This is a genomic window from Shewanella sp. SM20, assembly GCF_025654545.1.
Lineage (GTDB): Bacteria > Pseudomonadota > Gammaproteobacteria > Enterobacterales > Shewanellaceae > Shewanella > Shewanella oncorhynchi.
In genome coordinates this window covers 100170-115863 of the sequence record NZ_JAKKRK010000006.1, presented here as the reverse complement: position 1 = coordinate 115863, position 15694 = coordinate 100170, and the positions used below count along the sequence as shown (strand labels likewise).

Below are 15694 nucleotides of genomic sequence, written 5' to 3'. Positions count from 1 at the left end.
ATAAATTGACCTGTATAACTCCTTACCAAGGTTTCCTTTTAATATTTTAAAACGGTACTTCGGAGTCCAAACAATATGATATTTGCAACGCCAATAAACATGTGATGAACTTCTATAATCGCCCATGCTTTTCGTTTCCTCTTACTTGTGGTGAATAAGAAGTCTCTTTTAGCATGGGCGTAATTCAGGCTATAGCCTCAAGGAACAATCACCACCGCCAGAGGCGGTGGTTTGGGGATGACAATAAAAGGGGCTTTAGCCCCTTTTATCTGAGATAAGACTTAACTTAAACGTAGATCCGTTTGTATATCAATACTGATATCGACTTAAACCACCACATCGTGCAAATAGGTTTGTGCCCACGCAATCGCTTGACCACGGCTAGACACTCCAATTTTACGGAATACTCGGTACAAATGGGTTTTTATCGTGCTTTCACTGACAAACAACTGATTGGCGATATCTAAATTAGTACTGCCCGTCAACAATGCTTGTAATACTTCACGCTCACGGATAGTTAACGGTTCAGTGTCTTCAAACAACCCAAAATCATCATTTACCCCATTAATGAGCTGAATTGGGATGACCCTATGACCTCGTAAAATATTCGAGAGTCCAAGGCTTATCTCAGTTAAACCTGCATCGAGATAAAACACCCCTGCAGTTGTGGCTGCTTGCATTAAGAAACGTGCATCCACTTGTTTAGGGAACTGCAAATAGACAACTCGCACACTCGGTTGCTCACGGGCAAGTAAACGTTGAAATTGATGGGCTTTTTGAAGATCAACAGTCGCTAAATCGATCACGACCATGGAGGCATTATTATCTTTGATTTTCTCACACATCTCATCAGGGCTGACTTGGGTCAACTTAACGAGAAACTCCTGCGGCCAACGTCCTGCGAGCAATTCCATCAATACTTGCGATCGTGACACTACAATCCAATGTAATATTTTGAACATCCTGCTCACTCCCTGTCTGGTTAACGATTATTCACTTTAAGGATCTAAGATCCTCCAAATACAACTTCAACATCCGTTCAATAGACTTCCAAGTCTACCGTGGTCACGATATTAGCATTAGATAAAACAGATTAAAAAGACTTACGTAAAAAATATTTACCGTACGCAAATCAAAAACTTCTAACACTTTCGTTGACTACACTATCAATCAGAAGTCTTAATTAAAACTGAAAAAAGTTACTGAAATTTTAGGATAAAAGCGTAAGATCATACCAACACAAAAAATAAGGAAATTCCATGTCCAGCAGTAACCCCACCGCTTTTGAAATAAAATCCTATCCTGTGTGGGACAAACCGACGCGATTATTTCATTGGATTAATGTCATTCTTGTGCTCGCACTCACCTTAGTCGGTGGCATCATGATGTATCGCACTGAGCTAGGCATATCTGAGTTAACAGGTAAAATTGGCTTGAAAACTTTACACGTGTGCATAGGATATGCGTTCGCAATAAACCTCATCGTCCGCCTTGTGTGGGGTTTTATCGGTAACAAATATGCGCGTTTCAGCCACATGTTTCCCAATGCTAATAGCAAAAGCGAATTAATAGCTTATAAGACTGAATTAGCCGCGGGGAAAAATCCGCAGTATTTAGGTCATAACCCTAAAGGTAAATTTGCCGTGCTGGCCATCATGTTGCTATTAGTGACCATAATGATCACTGGACTTTTCCGTGCAGGTACAGATATTTATTATCCGCCGCTAGGTAGTGCTGTACAAAGTTATCTTGCTGATACCAATGTCGAACCTACAAGCTTAAAACCCTATGATGCAACGGGTGTGAATGCAGAAAAAGCGGATGCACTTAAACCAATGAAAGGATTGGCAGGTCAAGTGCACGTCTATGCGGTTTATGTGTTGTTACTGCTGATGTTATTACATGTATTCGCGGTGATTTATACTGAAGTAAAACGTCAACCAGGGATTATTTCAGCCATGTTCTCCGGCAAGAAGATCATCCAAGGCCAACCAAAAGATGAGTAATGTTTAAAAAACTGACGCTTGTTTTCCAACAAGCGTCAGAACAAATGCTCCCAAATATTAATGGTTCTGTTGACTTAACCATTGCAATTTTGCTTTATACTTTTGTAGGTTATCAGGTAATTTTGCTAACTCTAACGCTTGATGCAAAGACTCTTGTGCTGAGCGTATATCTCCCAAGGCAAACTGGGCTTTAGCAAGATCATAGTATGCTCTATGGAAGTAAGGCGTATTATTTAAAAATTTTTTTAAATAGACTTGTGCTTTTTTATAGTCCGCAGATTTTAATGCATCGAGCCCTAAACCGTACCATTCATAAGGTGTTGAGTCATTAAGAGCAAGTAGTTGTGCCTCGACTGAACTTAGCTCTTTTTTATCATCAATCTGTCTTAAAAGTTGTCGATAATTACTAAGTAACACAACTTGGCTATCAGCGATTTCAAGCCCATATTTATAAAAATCCCGAGAAGTGTCATAATCGCCTGCACGACGGTGTAATATTGCCATCATATTTATAACAGGTGAGTACTTAGGCGCTAATAAAACCCCTCTTTCAAGCATTGCGAAACTTCGACTTAAGTCACCTTCCAGCAAAGCATCTGCTGCAAGATTACGATAAAACATCGCAAGAAACTCCTGCTCACTAACAATAGCGCCAGCTCGATCATTCACGTCTGGAAAATAATCAATAACAGTATAATTTCCACCACTTAGATAGTGACCCTTATATGCACTATCAGATAGAAAAACGCGAACATGATCCGAACTAACAACCAAATCATCTTTAATATCAGTAAGTAATGGAGAAGAGTGAATTACTTGAAAAGTGGTTTCTACATTCAATATATTAGCAACTGCATAAGTCAACAAAGCTAGACTCATACAATTTCCACTCTGGGTTCTCAATGCTTCTGATGCGATATAATTTCTACCCTCGTAGTTAAAGTGTTGCATTTTACTACTGATGAATTCAAAAACTTGTTTTCTGGGTGAAAGTTTTTCAATCTCTTTTCTTCTTATGAAATCATTTAATTCAGTGCGCTGTTCACTTGTAAGACTTGATAAGCTATCAACTGACGGAACAGGAATAGTCTGAGTATTGAATAATGCGCTATGTGATGCAGGTAGGACTAAAGGCTTACGTGTGAGCAACTCATCGACTGAGGAATATGAAACACACCCAGAGACAAGACTTAATAAAATAAAAAAAGATAATATTCTACAAGGTGTTAAATAAAATGCTACAGGAACTCTTCTTTTTTTAGAGTTAGATGAAAATAAATAAAAAACATTACTTCCATGTTTGGTCATTTCACTTCCCTATAAAATCAATTTACATACTGAATACAAAATGTATACCACGAATGCAAATACCCTGTCAAAACCATCACTGTTGTAACCGATTTTGATTTACACATTGACACAATGTGCCAGTAAAGATATGAAAAAAATATTATTTGAATTACATTTATTTTGGCACTTAGAGTTACCTAGAATAACTATTCAACTTCTACTCCCTCTATGCAAAAAAACACCAGCAATTTGCTGGCGTTATTTATTTAGACTTGAAGGCTCACGCCAACGTTTCTAACATTTTTTGATTATTTTTTCAGAATAGTCGCTGGGGTACGACCATCATCATGGCAACTTTCACAGGTAGGTTTTTGACCGACATTCATATCATGTACCGCATGACAATCTGCACAGACTAAATTACCGTCATGTGGCTTATGCACAGCGTCCATTTCAGCATAGGTACCATGACAACTTTGGCACTGTGCAAATTCAAAGGCACCATCCGCAGAAGGTGTACCATCTTTATGACAGCTTTCGCATCCACCTGACTCAGCATGGAAATCAGACAATTTTTGATCTGCAGCAAATGCGGTTGGCGACAGCGCTAACGCTGCAAGACTTGCCCCGAAAAGTGCACTTAATAGTTTTTTGCTCACAATAGTATCCTCCAATGGCGATTGTCAGTGGAAATTCTTGTCAGGGTGACTTCCATCTCTCAACCAAAATAAATAGCACGACTCGATATAACTTAGCTAAGGATGAACGAATAAGCAAACCCAAACTAAGCGACACAACTTTATCAACATACTCAAGGGTAAAATGTGCGCTGCATCATGTAACCACATGCTTATATAAGAGTTTTACATCTACCTAACCTAGAGGCTACATAATGTAAATCCCTAAACTGGCAAGCGACAGAATAAATCCCCCTTAATCTAAAACTAAAAGCTCGATTCATGGTGATACTTAAGACAAAGTGATAATAAAAAGGAATGACAATAAGTGAATGGGTACAGAGTACTAGACGAGGATGCTTTAAATAGTGAAGGCACAACATTCAACCAAAACGCCTCTGGCACTTAATTCAAATGCCAGAAGGAATTAGCGATAACGGTTAACTCGCCCACTATAACCAATGATACAAATAGCTATTAGACAGGTAGGCATCAACTCGCATCAAGTTTATTGTCAGCCTCAAGCTCTGTTTTAGGCCAAGCGTTAATCACGGCTTTGACCAACGATGCTAATGGAATGGCAAAGAATACTCCCCATACACCCCATAAACCGCCAAAGACTAAAACGGCCGCTATGATGATCACCGGATGCAAATCCACCGCATCGGAGAATAAAATAGGCACGAGTAAATTACCGTCGAGCGCCTGAATAATACCGTAACCCAACATTAAATAGCCAAATTCAGAACTAAAACCCCACTGAAAAAATGCCACTAGGGTGATAGGTAATGTAACTAAGGTTGCACCGACATAAGGGATCAATACCGATAACCCCGTTAACACACCGAGCAACACCGAATATCGCAGTCCCATCAAGGCAAACAAAATATAAGTTGCGACACCAACAACCACGATTTCGATCACTTTGCCACGAATGTAATTAAAAATCTGTTGGTGCATTTCAAACCACACTTTACGCGCTAACTGGCGATTTGCGGGAAAAAATCGCTTACTGCCGCTAATCAGTTGATCTTTATCTTTTAAAAAGAAAAACACCAGTAAGGGCACTAAAATCGCGTACACCATCAAGACGAGTAAAGAAGCTGAATAACCGATTAATTGCTTAGCAATATCCAACACATGTTGAGTATCGAGCAGTTTTTTAAGCTCACCAACCATCAGATCTAACTGCTCTGGATTGATAAATCGTGGATATTGATTGATCAGTGTTTGTATTGTCAGCAAGCCTTTATCTATCATGCTAGGCAAGTCGGCAATTAAGCTAACACCTTGACGCCACACACTCGGAATTAAGCCAAATGTCAGTAAAACCACGATTCCCAAAAACAACACAATAACCAAGGACGCACCAGCGGTGCGATTAATCCCCAATTTAAGCATTTGCGCCACAGGCCATTCCAATAGAAATGCCAACACAAGAGCGACCAACAGCGGAGCAAGTAAACCTGCCGCAAAATAAATCACTAGCGCGAGCCCGACAAGAATAGCCATTAAGGTCACAGCTTGTGGATCACTAAAGCGCTCTTGGTACCAACGAGAAAAAACAGTAAACATGGATCATTCCAATATAGTGATGGCTGGCGAGGCTTCCCAAACGCTCAGGAAAGTTTATTTATCATGATGCTATTCGAGACTTTACTCAGTTAGACTTTCGCTCCTACACGTCAGCTAAATCAAAAAATAAACTGATAGGAGTAAACAACCGAGCCTGAGCGGCACTCTGGCTCAGAATTAAGCGATTAATGTTAGTCTCAGAAGATTTAAACATAAAAATCCTCAATTTATCCCTGAGATAGATCAACTTTGGTGACCATCAAGGCTAACAGACTTGCATCATTATGCAACTCTTGCACGACATGCCCTTGTTTTTTTAAATATTGGGGAACATCTCGCCGCGAACCAGAGTCTGAGAGTAAGATATGCAACTGCTCACCCTCTCGCATTGGCTTCAATGCAAGCTTCACTTTCACTAAGGGTACTGGACAACGAAAGAGCGTTAAATCAATAAAAATCATAATGAACTTGCTATAGACGAACTTGGGCCATTATCCTAAGTTGCACCTCAAACTACAAGCTAAGTGCAGTATCTGCCTTTAGTTGAGATAATTAGAAATAAAAGGATCCGCTTGCGTAACTTGACTTTTTTGACTCGATTCAAACCTTTTGTTGCAGGCGCACTCTCCTTGATGCTGCTAACCTTCGCCGCCAAAAGCTTTGCCAACAATGACTTACCGGATTTAGGTACTGCCGCAGTTAACACCTTCAGCCTTGAAAAAGAAATGGTTTACGGTGATGCTTATATGCGCATCATTCGCTCATCGGCACCTATGCTAAATGACCCCGTGTTGAGTCAATATCTTACCGAGCTTGGCAATAAACTGGTCGCCCATGCCACAGGCGTAAAAACGCCGTTTTATTTTTTCCTATTACAAAATGATGAAATCAACGCCTTCGCCTTCTTTGGCGGCCATGTTGCCGTGCACACAGGCTTATTTCTCAATGCCGACAATGAAAGCGAACTCGCTTCAGTATTAGGCCATGAAGTGACTCACGTTACTCAACGTCACCTTGCCCGATCCCTTGAAGCACAGCAAAAAAGTAATCCTGCAACAATTGCCGGTTTACTCGGCGCCATTTTGTTAACTATTGCGGTACCACAAGCAGGTATGGCGGCGCTTGCGACAACCCAAGCTATGGCAACACAATCGAAAATCAACTACACCCGTTTGCATGAAAAGGAAGCCGATCGCATCGGAATGCAAATTCTAGTGGATGCAGGCTTTAATCCTAATGCTGCAGCGGATTTCTTTGGTAAATTAGCCAGTCGTTATCGCTTTACCACAACACCACCACAAATGTTATTAACTCACCCATTGCCTGAATCGCGGATCACTGAAGCCCGTAACCGTGCCGAGCAATACCCTAAACGTTATATCCCTGATAATCTTAATTTTCAGCTAGCAAAAGCTCGTATTCAAGTCCGTTTTTCCAGCTATAGCGACGAAGCAGTATTAAGCATGTTTGATCGGCAGCTCAACAAACAGACCTATAGCTTCAAAGAGGCGGCACTTTATGGCAAAGCGCTGGCTTTATATAGATTGAAGAAGTTTAATGAATCAGAAAAAATCGTCGATGAGCTGTTAAAAATCGATGATAACAACCTGTTTTATATAGACACTAAATCTGATTTACTGATCGAACGTAAGGACTTTGCAAAAGCGATTACTATGCTCGAAGCCCAGCGTAAAATGAAACCAACGTCTCAAGTGATCAATGCCAACTTAGCCAATATATATATCGAAGCCGATCAAGCCCCCAAAGCAATCCCTTTGCTGGAAGATATGATTTTCCTCGATAAACAAAATGAACTGCCCTATCAATTGTTGACTATGGTGTATAAAAAAACCGGCAATCAAGCATTGGAATATTTTTCCACCGCAGAGCTGATGGCCTTAGGTGCTAACTATAAGGGCGCAATCGATCAACTTAACTTTGCCTACCGTGCATCCGAAAATAATCCATTACAGCTTGCACGTATTGAAGCACGTATTCGCCAGTTTAAAATGGCTGATAAAGAGATGGATGCGCTTAAGTAATAAGTTGTTTTACAAATAGATTAAAGACAATTACCCATTTATGCGCCCCGAACACACTGACGGGGCGCGGGTTTTTCTGTTATTATCCGCGCCATTGTTATTTCAGCCCGTATTGAGCCTCTAGTACTATGACCCAAGCGACGATTTACCATAACCCACGTTGTTCAAAAAGCCGTGAAACCTTAGCTTTACTCGAGCAACAAGGCTGCGACATTACCCTAGTGGAATACTTAAAAAATCCCCCTACTGCTAAAGACCTCGGCGACATTCTGGCTAAACTAGGCATCAGTGCTCGCGAATTAATGCGCACCAAGGAAGCAGAATATCAAGCCTTGGGACTTGCAGACTCATCACTAACAGAATTGCAGTTGATTGAGGCTATGGTCAACACTCCTAAACTCATCGAACGGCCAATTGTGCTCGCCAATCAAAGCGCAGCCATCGGCCGTCCCCCTGAGAATGTGCTCACTATTCTTTAACCCATGATTTTTAAACCAAAATGGCTTTTATTTTCAACCCTTAGGTAGACTTATGACGTCCAACACCTTATTTATCCTTAGCCGTTTAGGCTACTTTGCGCTAGTGCTGCTATTAGGCGGTTGGTTTGTTGGCCAAGGGATTAGCGGTGAATACACCCTGCTATTTAGTCTCTTATGGATAGTGCCGTTATTACTACCCGCAAAGGGAGTTTTCCAAGGTAATCCATACACTTATGCTTGGGCGAGTTTTATTCTGTGCTTATATATGTTACATGGGCTCACCCTGCTTTATGTCACCAATGATGCCTTCGCTTTTGCCTTAATCGAAGTATTATTGATTGGCGTACTGCTAATCGCTTTCCCATTTTATGCCCGCATACGTGGTCGTGAACTGGGATTAGGCCTGAAGAAAAAATCTAAAGAATAGTCCGTTCAATGTATTTTCAGTGCCGTCTCACCTTGCTGGGTATGGCGGCATTTTTATATCGCAAGACCAAACCTTGGCTCAAATGTCCCTTATGATCTCAGTCTGAATACCCATTTTAACCTTAGTTCTAACCTCCGTTCCGACGTCAATTCCCATCACGACAAAATTAACACTTATTATACTTACACTGACTTTTTGCAACTAAGTGCCCGTGCTATAGTCAGTTTCTCACAGTATAAGCGTCCCATGGCGCCACAAAAGTCTAAATAGCACAGCAGAGTTAACAAGGGAGAATGGTGTAATGGGAATGTCGATACCACTGAAATTTTTCGGATTTATGGCCTGCTCGGGCCTACTCATTGCATGCGGGGGCGGTGGTGATAGTCAACCAGATGATAGTGTAGTCACGCCACCATCCACTTCACTAGCACGCTGCACAGATAGTATTTCGCCACTCATTACCACCACATCATCCTCAATTCGCTTTCAAACCGAGCAAAATTATGTAGCGGGTCAATCCAGTACTATCATTGCCAATATCCTAAATCGTGACAGCCAAGACTTAACCTTCCGTTGGCAGCAAATCGATGGCCCTAACATAGCACTCGTCAGTCAAAACAGCCCTGTATTAGCCTTTGATACTCCCAGCGCAGGTGGCTACCGTTTTAGCTTGCATGTGACGGGCAGTAACCTAGATGTCACCGGAGAAATTGGCATTAATGTCGATCCTGCATCGACGGGTGTGCTAAACGTTCGTCAAGATCACCAAGTGGTTGAAGGCAATAATGTGAGCTTAAGACTCGGACAACAATCGGAATTAAGCGCAGCAAATATCTCTTGGTGTGTAGCATCTGGCCCAGATTTAATGGTCGATGTGAGCGATCCGTTTAGACCCTTGTTTACCGCGCCAACGGTCACCCAGGATACAATCACTCGCCTCAAAGTGAATGCCAACGTCAATGGCAATCAGCTTAGCGATGATGTCTTTGTGCTAACAACCTCAGCGCCAGCAATCCGCTCGCCATACTTCGATACCCCAGTTGCGCGCACCCATGCCTATCGTCCGGATTCACCTTACGCCAATGTGCTAGCAAACTGTGTTTACTCCAATCAGCTTAATGATAGCTGCACTATCAATACCTTACCTTTGATAGGTCAAATCTCAAGCGATCTAAATCGTGAGACGATTCTAAATCGAGTACTGGTTTCCCACGATTGGATGGGTGATAACTTTGCCGCTTTCTTAGCCCAGATGGACCCCGATAGTGACTTTGCCCGCCTGTTACAATCCGTTACAGCCGTGGTGATTAGCTATGATGTACGCCCTTCTTTTTACTGGGTAGTCACAGGGGCGATTTATCTCGATCCCAATGATTTATGGCTTACGTCAAGCCAGCGCGACACTATTAATGAGGTGCCGGATTACCGCAGTAATTTTGGAAATGATCTTAACTTTGTGATGCCTTGGCGTTATGTGAAAGACAATCAATATGCGTCACTTGGCGTACCTATCACCGTCAGAGCAGACCGCACGTTAGCGCAAATCAATCCCGATCTTGCCTCCTTGCTGTATCACGAGCTAGCCCATGCCAATGACTTCTTCCCCCGCAGCGTACATGCCTCACTCACAGGGCCAAGACTGCTAGATGATTACAGTCGCCGCAATGCCAACAAGAGTCTGATATCCGATCAAGTCAGCAGCAGTTATCCATTAATGAGCACTGAAATGATGGGACTTGCCAATGTCCGCTTCCTCGGCGCAGCGGCGAATAATGTGCAAAAGGCCTATCAACCATTGGATGTGAGTACTTTCTTTTCTACCGATATCGCCAGCGACTTCTATGCCTATTCCAGCCCCCGTGAAGACACAGCTATGCTGTTTGAAGAAGCCATGATGAGTTATCGCTATCAAATATTACGTGATGTCGCCGTCACCAATAAACCTGCGTTGTTAACCGCTGATACGCTGATTATTGATTGGGGACAAAGAGGTCGAATTGCACAAGACAGTCTAGAAAATCGCGCTGCGTTGGTGATTGATGAAATGCTGCCGGAGCTTAATGGGATCAGTCTGGTCGAAAGCCTACCCGAACCAATTAATATGGTGCAAGGTCAAAGCTGGCGTCAAACATTGGCAATATCGCCTGCGAATACGCAGCTCAAAAGCGAAAGCAATGCAGCTGCAATTAATGCCGAGTCTCGTTTTGAAGCCGAACTTCGCTTAAGTGGTGACCGTCACCAACATCCACAACAATAGCGTTTTAAATTTTAGATAAACAAAAGCCCGTATGTATTCAACATGACGGGCTTTACTCTTTTTGGCTTTAATGCCAGTAGGTTTTGTATCTTCAGAACGAACACAAACCATGCTGTATCTAAAGGTGCAGCATCTCTTTGGCAAACGGAATCGTGAGCTTACGCTGATGCACTAATGAGGCTTTATCTAACTTATCTAATACATCAAACAAGGTACGCAAATCCCGCGCCATACGGTTCAGTAAAAAACGCCCGACATCTTCCGGTAATTGCAGGCCACGCATAGCGGCGCGGCGTTGCAGTGCGGCAAGTTTTTCATCATCTGCCATGGGTTGCAGTTGGTAATTCAACCCCCATTGCATACGTGAAACAAGATCTGGCAAGAGGAACCCAGCATCCGCAGGAGACGAACTGCCGCTAACCACTAAGGCACAATTCTTATGTTCTGCAACGCGATTGTAGAGATCAAAAATCGCCTCTTCCCAAACGGGGTGGCCGGCGATAGCATCGACATCATCGATACAAACCAAATCCAACTGTTCTAGGCCTTCAAGCAATGCGGTCGAAATACTCGCATGTATGCCTAAAGGAATATAAAAGCTGCGACGTTCCACTTCATTAGCGTGGGCGCAAGCAGCGTGCATTAAATGGGTTCGACCCGATTTAACTGGGCCCCACAAATAGATGGCGGCTTCACCCTGCCCTTCGGCATTCGCTCTCAATTTTTGAATAAGTTCATCATTACCCGCGGCGGGGTAATAACTATTAAAGGTTTCGTCATCTGGCAAATGCACAGGTAGCGAGAGTTGCAAAGGTGAGTTTAAGGGCACTCGGTCTTCTCAATATTAAATAAAAACAATGCCGTGCTTAACTAAGCACGGCCGATAACATCTTAATGTAAACGCCATTCATACACAGGTTTGCCAGTTTGATTAGAGACAGGGCTAAATTCACCTGCACTCACAGGTGCGACCACAGAAATACGCGGCTCTAAGCTTAATAAGCGTTGTAAATCCGTCTCTGAGCCAAATAAATCTAACGAGAAAGTCACAGTATTACCTTGAATATGCGTTAACGTGGCATTTTTAATCGCGCTGAGTTGCTTCAAATATTTTTCAACTTCAACTAATTGCGCCATTTTTTGGATATTAACGAAGGTAACACTCGCACCAAGCTGAGTACCAGTATCGGCAATCGCATACTTAGTAAAATAGTATTCACCTAACGCCGCCATCATAGCGGTAATCGCTTGGGCCGAATTTTCAGCAGTACCGTTGTAACTGAATAACGGTGGCGTCAAAGAATCAATGGTAGCCTTAGTATAAAGATTTAAACGATAACGAACCTGATTCCCGGCGGCATCAATTGCCACTAGCGCCAAAAAGTCAGCTTGATAGCGGCCAGACACACTCGCCACGATGTCGGCAAACATCCCTTTAATATCGTTAGGATTTATACCCATCAACTCATCAAGATCTAAGATAGGCAAGAGTACAGGTATACCGCGGGCATAGGAAAAATCGCTAAAAATCTTACGTTCGGCTAACGCAGATGAGTCACCCAATATCATAGTGTCGCCATCACCAGGCATAGCGACCCAAAATAAGGTCAGCGGGCGTTGAGTTCCCCAAACAGGCAATTGTGCCTGACGCAGTAACGCCACTATGCGGCGGTGCTCAAAACTCGCGGTCAACAGCAATTGGCCATTTTGCTCGATATAACCATACTGGCTCAGCAAGGTATCAGGATTACTGAGCTGAGATTGGATCAGGCTGTTATCGAGGGATCGCGCCGTCCCAGTGTTCTTGATAATGACATGCTCAAGTGCACTTTTTAAGGCTTTGTCGCGTTCAGCAACTGCGCGCGAAGACACAGGCACATTGGCCTCATCTAATTTACTCACCTCAACAGCATTGACGCTATTAATCGTGAACAGACAATATAGAAATGCAATTAAGCTCGGCTTCAATAGGAATTTCAGCATCTTTGAGTAGTTGAAGTAGCGTCAGATGAGACAAATTGTACCATAGTTAGCGCCTTAAGCGAGTCTTGCCAAAATTTAGCCCCATTTCCGTGCCAGCCATAGCACAGAAAACCCAAACAGTGATCAACGTCGGCAAAACAGGCGATTTTCTTCTGCTCAAAATCCAACAAACTGTTATCATTTGGCGGTTTACCCTAAATTAACGAGAATAATAAATGAGACGACTCGCTATCCCCCTACAGGGCGCGCAAATGCTATTTGTGGCCTTCGGTGCCCTAGTACTAATGCCGCTACTTACAGGACTCGACACCAGTGTGGCATTGTTTACCGCTGGTATCGGTACCCTACTCTTCCAATTGATTACTAAACGCCAAGTGCCTATCTTCCTCGCATCTTCCTTCGCCTTTATTGCCCCCATACTTTATGGCGTGCAGACTTGGGGAATTCCATCCACAATGGGCGGCATTATGGCCGCGGGCGTGGTCTACGTCATGCTCGGCGCCTTGGTTAAAGTGCGCGGTACTGACTTTATTCACAGACTATTGCCCCCAGTCGTAGTGGGACCTGTGATCATTATTATCGGCCTTGGCTTAGCCCCCGTGGCAGTGAATATGGCATTAGGCAAGAGTGGTGATGGTAGCTTGACTTTAGTCGCTACAAATACGGCGTTATTTATTTCGCTCGCATCGCTTGGTACCACTATCGCGGTGGCGATTTTCGCAAAGGGCCTACTCAAAGTGATGCCGATTTTAGCAGGTATTATAGTAGGTTACAGTTTAAGCCTAGCCTTTGGTATTGTTGATTTTGCAGTCGTGACCGCTGCAAGCTGGATTGCTATTCCTAAATTTGTCGCGCCAGAATTAAACTGGTATGCCATCGCATTTATGATCCCAGTGGCAATCGCCCCTGCGGTAGAACATATAGGTGATATTCTGGCGATATCCAACGTCACGGGTAAAGATTTTATGAAAAAACCCGGCCTGCATCGCACGCTAACGGGTGACGGGATTGCCACAATTGCAGCCGCAGCCTTTGGTGGTCCACCTAACACGACTTACTCAGAAGTGACAGGTGCAGTAACCTTAACCCGAAATTTTGATCCTAAGATCATGACTTGGACTGCCATTACCGCCATCACTTTAGCCTTCGTTGGCAAACTAGGTGCGCTGATGCAAACTATTCCCGTCCCAGTGATGGGCGGTATTATGTGTTTGCTATTTGGTTCCATTGCCGCAGTTGGCCTCAACACCCTTATTCGTAATCATGTGGATTTATCTGAGCCACGTAATTTAAGTATTGTCGGTGTTACCTTAGTCTTTGGTATCGGCGGCATGGCATTTGGCATAGGTTCATTCAGTCTGACTGGTATTAGCTTGTGCGGTATTGTCGCTATTACCATGAACTTATTATTACCCGCGACTAAGCCACACAATAAACACCACGAGTCTGATGTGACGCCTCATTAATTACGGCTTGAAGACACGATCAATTTCGAAGTAGGTCGTTGAAAAATGACCACTTTATAAAATTGATCGTTTCTTAAGAAACCACCATAAAAAAGGCCGCTGTGATATCAATCACGGCGGCCTTTTTTATGAAGCAATATTTTTATGAAGTAAGAATTAACTCTTACTCTTCAGTCTTGATCTTAGCGGCAGCCGCTTTGATCAAAGGTTGTAATTCGCCTTTTTGGAACATGTCCACTACGATATCACACCCACCGATCAACTCGCCTTCAATCCACAATTGTGGGAAAGTCGGCCAGTTAGCAAACTTAGGTAATTCTGCGCGAATGTCTGGATGCTGAAGAATATCCACGAATGCAAACTGCTCGCCGCAGTTAATCATGATCTGAGCTACCTGTGACGAGAAGCCACAGCTTGGTAACTTAGGAGAGCCTTTCATATAAACAATGATAGGGTTTTCCGTGATCTGCTGCTTAATTTTCTCTACTGTTTCCATTTTGATTCCTAAGTAGGATGACGTTGACTCAATGCGACTATTGTACGTCAGCTAGACGCAGAACAAAATCCCACAGTTTGTAAGGTTATGTCGACATTTGATTTTTCGATGGCGTCTATCTAGTCAATTAGCTAAACAATGATTCACATCACAAATTTTATCGGTACAATAGTCCCAAGTGAGCACGTTTAAGAAACGATAACCTAAGACCATGGAGAGATACTAATGGCTTTCGAATTACCCGCATTACCATATGCAAAGAACGCACTAGAACCACACATTTCTCAAGAAACCATAGAATACCACTACGGCAAGCACCACAACACTTATGTTGTGAAGCTAAACGGCTTAATCGAAGGAACTGATTTCGCTGGCAAATCTTTAGAAGATATCATCAAAACTTCTACGGGTGGCGTGTTTAACAACGCAGCTCAAGTGTGGAACCACACTTTCTACTGGAACTGCTTAGCCCCTAATGCTGGCGGCGAACCAACAGGCCCAGTTGCTGATGCAATCAATGCCGCTTTCGGTTCATTCGACGCATTCAAAGCGCAATTTACTGATTCAGCAGTAAACAACTTCGGTAGCGCTTGGACATGGTTAGTGAAAAAAGCCGATGGCACTCTTGCTATCGTTAACACTAGCAATGCAGCGACGCCACTGACTGACAGCACAGTAACGCCAATCATGACAGTTGACGTGTGGGAACACGCTTACTACATCGATTACCGTAACGTGCGTCCTGACTATCTTGCCCACTTCTGGCAATTAGTTAACTGGGACTTCGTTAACCAAAACTTCGCAGGTTAATTCATTTAACCTAACGTTGTTTACTGCCGAATAAGCAGTGGGTTAATCCCAGTAAAAGAGCCCTAGTGGCTCTTTTTTTATGCCCCTCGTTTGCCGCCCATCCCTTATTCTACCGATTTATCCTCCGCTAACTACAAGTGCAATAATTGCGTTTGCAACTATTTGTTATTGTTTTTATTTGATATT

16 protein-coding genes are annotated in these 15694 nt (G+C 43.0%); 7 read left to right on the top strand and 9 right to left on the bottom strand.

Annotated elements, in window-relative coordinates:
- Together L5M18_RS04575 and L5M18_RS04570 are read right to left on the bottom strand one after the other, a co-directional pair.
- Nucleotides 1-126: transposase (locus tag L5M18_RS04575; RefSeq protein WP_263196057.1), on the bottom strand; the 126-nt coding region annotated here is incomplete at its 3' end.
- Between the two features lie 200 nt (nucleotides 127-326).
- Complete coding sequence (locus L5M18_RS04570; protein WP_028760305.1) at nucleotides 327-962, bottom strand: LuxR C-terminal-related transcriptional regulator; 636 nt, start codon at nucleotides 960-962, stop codon at nucleotides 327-329.
- Nucleotides 963-1259: 297 nt separating this feature from the next.
- Here L5M18_RS04570 and L5M18_RS04565 point away from each other — a divergent pair, with 297 nt between their 5' ends.
- The gene (locus tag L5M18_RS04565) at nucleotides 1260-2006 is read left to right on the top strand and encodes a cytochrome b/b6 domain-containing protein (RefSeq protein ID WP_263196052.1); all 747 of its coding nucleotides are present in this window, start codon (nucleotides 1260-1262) and stop codon (nucleotides 2004-2006) included.
- A gap of 57 nt (nucleotides 2007-2063) precedes the next feature.
- Here the strand turns inward: L5M18_RS04565 and L5M18_RS04560 are convergent, their stop codons facing one another.
- From L5M18_RS04560 to L5M18_RS04545, 4 genes are all read right to left on the bottom strand, one after another.
- A complete protein-coding gene (locus tag L5M18_RS04560) occupies nucleotides 2064-3314 on the bottom strand; it encodes a tetratricopeptide repeat protein (protein ID WP_263196051.1) in 1251 nt (416 codons plus the stop codon).
- A gap of 290 nt (nucleotides 3315-3604) precedes the next feature.
- Nucleotides 3605-3955 (bottom strand): tetraheme c-type cytochrome CctA, encoded by a 351-nt coding sequence (gene cctA, locus L5M18_RS04555; protein ID WP_263196050.1) that lies wholly within the window; start codon nucleotides 3953-3955, stop codon nucleotides 3605-3607.
- A 510-nt stretch (nucleotides 3956-4465) separates the two neighbouring features.
- Nucleotides 4466-5548, bottom strand: a complete 1083-nt coding sequence (locus L5M18_RS04550; RefSeq protein ID WP_198572698.1) for an AI-2E family transporter — start codon at nucleotides 5546-5548, stop codon at nucleotides 4466-4468.
- 227 nt (nucleotides 5549-5775) lie between these two features.
- Nucleotides 5776-6009, bottom strand: coding sequence for a sulfurtransferase TusA family protein (locus L5M18_RS04545; RefSeq protein WP_263196049.1), 234 nt, complete (start codon nucleotides 6007-6009; stop codon nucleotides 5776-5778).
- A gap of 111 nt (nucleotides 6010-6120) precedes the next feature.
- Here L5M18_RS04545 and L5M18_RS04540 point away from each other — a divergent pair, with 111 nt between their 5' ends.
- The 4 genes from L5M18_RS04540 (at nucleotide 6121) to L5M18_RS04525 (ending at nucleotide 10753) form a co-directional block, all read left to right on the top strand.
- On the top strand, nucleotides 6121-7590 hold the full coding sequence (locus L5M18_RS04540; RefSeq protein ID WP_263196048.1) for a M48 family metalloprotease: 1470 nt from the start codon (nucleotides 6121-6123) through the stop codon (nucleotides 7588-7590).
- Nucleotides 7591-7718: 128 nt separating this feature from the next.
- Nucleotides 7719-8069, top strand: coding sequence for an arsenate reductase (glutaredoxin) (arsC, locus tag L5M18_RS04535; RefSeq protein ID WP_131523894.1), 351 nt, complete (start codon nucleotides 7719-7721; stop codon nucleotides 8067-8069).
- 52 nt (nucleotides 8070-8121) lie between these two features.
- Nucleotides 8122-8496, top strand: coding sequence for a DUF2069 domain-containing protein (locus L5M18_RS04530; protein ID WP_028760312.1), 375 nt, complete (start codon nucleotides 8122-8124; stop codon nucleotides 8494-8496).
- 301 nt (nucleotides 8497-8797) lie between these two features.
- Complete coding sequence (locus L5M18_RS04525) at nucleotides 8798-10753, top strand: hypothetical protein (RefSeq protein ID WP_263196047.1); 1956 nt, start codon at nucleotides 8798-8800, stop codon at nucleotides 10751-10753.
- Between the two features lie 118 nt (nucleotides 10754-10871).
- Here the strand turns inward: L5M18_RS04525 and hda are convergent, their stop codons facing one another.
- Entirely contained in the window at nucleotides 10872-11582 is a 711-nt protein-coding gene (gene hda / locus L5M18_RS04520) for a DnaA inactivator Hda (RefSeq protein WP_006081292.1), read from the bottom strand.
- A 62-nt stretch (nucleotides 11583-11644) separates the two neighbouring features.
- Entirely contained in the window at nucleotides 11645-12736 is a 1092-nt protein-coding gene (locus L5M18_RS04515) for a DUF2066 domain-containing protein (RefSeq protein WP_198572695.1), read from the bottom strand.
- Between the two features lie 215 nt (nucleotides 12737-12951).
- On the opposite strand from L5M18_RS04515, the gene L5M18_RS04510 reads away from it, so the two are divergent.
- Nucleotides 12952-14202 (top strand): uracil-xanthine permease family protein, encoded by a 1251-nt coding sequence (locus tag L5M18_RS04510; protein ID WP_028760316.1) that lies wholly within the window; start codon nucleotides 12952-12954, stop codon nucleotides 14200-14202.
- A gap of 163 nt (nucleotides 14203-14365) precedes the next feature.
- On the opposite strand, the gene grxD is transcribed toward L5M18_RS04510, so the two are convergent.
- Nucleotides 14366-14698 (bottom strand): Grx4 family monothiol glutaredoxin, encoded by a 333-nt coding sequence (grxD, locus tag L5M18_RS04505; RefSeq protein ID WP_011846572.1) that lies wholly within the window; start codon nucleotides 14696-14698, stop codon nucleotides 14366-14368.
- 225 nt (nucleotides 14699-14923) lie between these two features.
- On the opposite strand from grxD, the gene sodB reads away from it, so the two are divergent.
- The gene (gene sodB / locus L5M18_RS04500) at nucleotides 14924-15508 is read left to right on the top strand and encodes a superoxide dismutase [Fe] (protein ID WP_028760317.1); all 585 of its coding nucleotides are present in this window, start codon (nucleotides 14924-14926) and stop codon (nucleotides 15506-15508) included.
- The last annotated feature ends 186 nt before the right edge of the window (nucleotides 15509-15694 follow it).

What these genes read in the sequence shown, in the direction of transcription:
- L5M18_RS04570 (WP_028760305.1), bottom strand. Translation starts at nt 962, where the DNA reads ATGTTCAAAATATTACATTGGATTGTAGTGTCACGATCGCAAGTATTG.
- L5M18_RS04565 (WP_263196052.1), top strand. Translation starts at nt 1,260, where the DNA reads ATGTCCAGCAGTAACCCCACCGCTTTTGAAATAAAATCCTATCCTGTG.
- L5M18_RS04560 (WP_263196051.1), bottom strand. Translation starts at nt 3,314, where the DNA reads ATGACCAAACATGGAAGTAATGTTTTTTATTTATTTTCATCTAACTCT.
- L5M18_RS04550 (WP_198572698.1), bottom strand. Translation starts at nt 5,548, where the DNA reads ATGTTTACTGTTTTTTCTCGTTGGTACCAAGAGCGCTTTAGTGATCCA.
- L5M18_RS04545 (WP_263196049.1), bottom strand. Translation starts at nt 6,009, where the DNA reads ATGATTTTTATTGATTTAACGCTCTTTCGTTGTCCAGTACCCTTAGTG.
- arsC (WP_131523894.1), top strand. Translation starts at nt 7,719, where the DNA reads ATGACCCAAGCGACGATTTACCATAACCCACGTTGTTCAAAAAGCCGT.
- L5M18_RS04530 (WP_028760312.1), top strand. Translation starts at nt 8,122, where the DNA reads ATGACGTCCAACACCTTATTTATCCTTAGCCGTTTAGGCTACTTTGCG.
- L5M18_RS04525 (WP_263196047.1), top strand. Translation starts at nt 8,798, where the DNA reads ATGGGAATGTCGATACCACTGAAATTTTTCGGATTTATGGCCTGCTCG.
- L5M18_RS04515 (WP_198572695.1), bottom strand. Translation starts at nt 12,736, where the DNA reads ATGCTGAAATTCCTATTGAAGCCGAGCTTAATTGCATTTCTATATTGT.
- L5M18_RS04510 (WP_028760316.1), top strand. Translation starts at nt 12,952, where the DNA reads ATGAGACGACTCGCTATCCCCCTACAGGGCGCGCAAATGCTATTTGTG.
- grxD (WP_011846572.1), bottom strand. Translation starts at nt 14,698, where the DNA reads ATGGAAACAGTAGAGAAAATTAAGCAGCAGATCACGGAAAACCCTATC.
- sodB (WP_028760317.1), top strand. Translation starts at nt 14,924, where the DNA reads ATGGCTTTCGAATTACCCGCATTACCATATGCAAAGAACGCACTAGAA.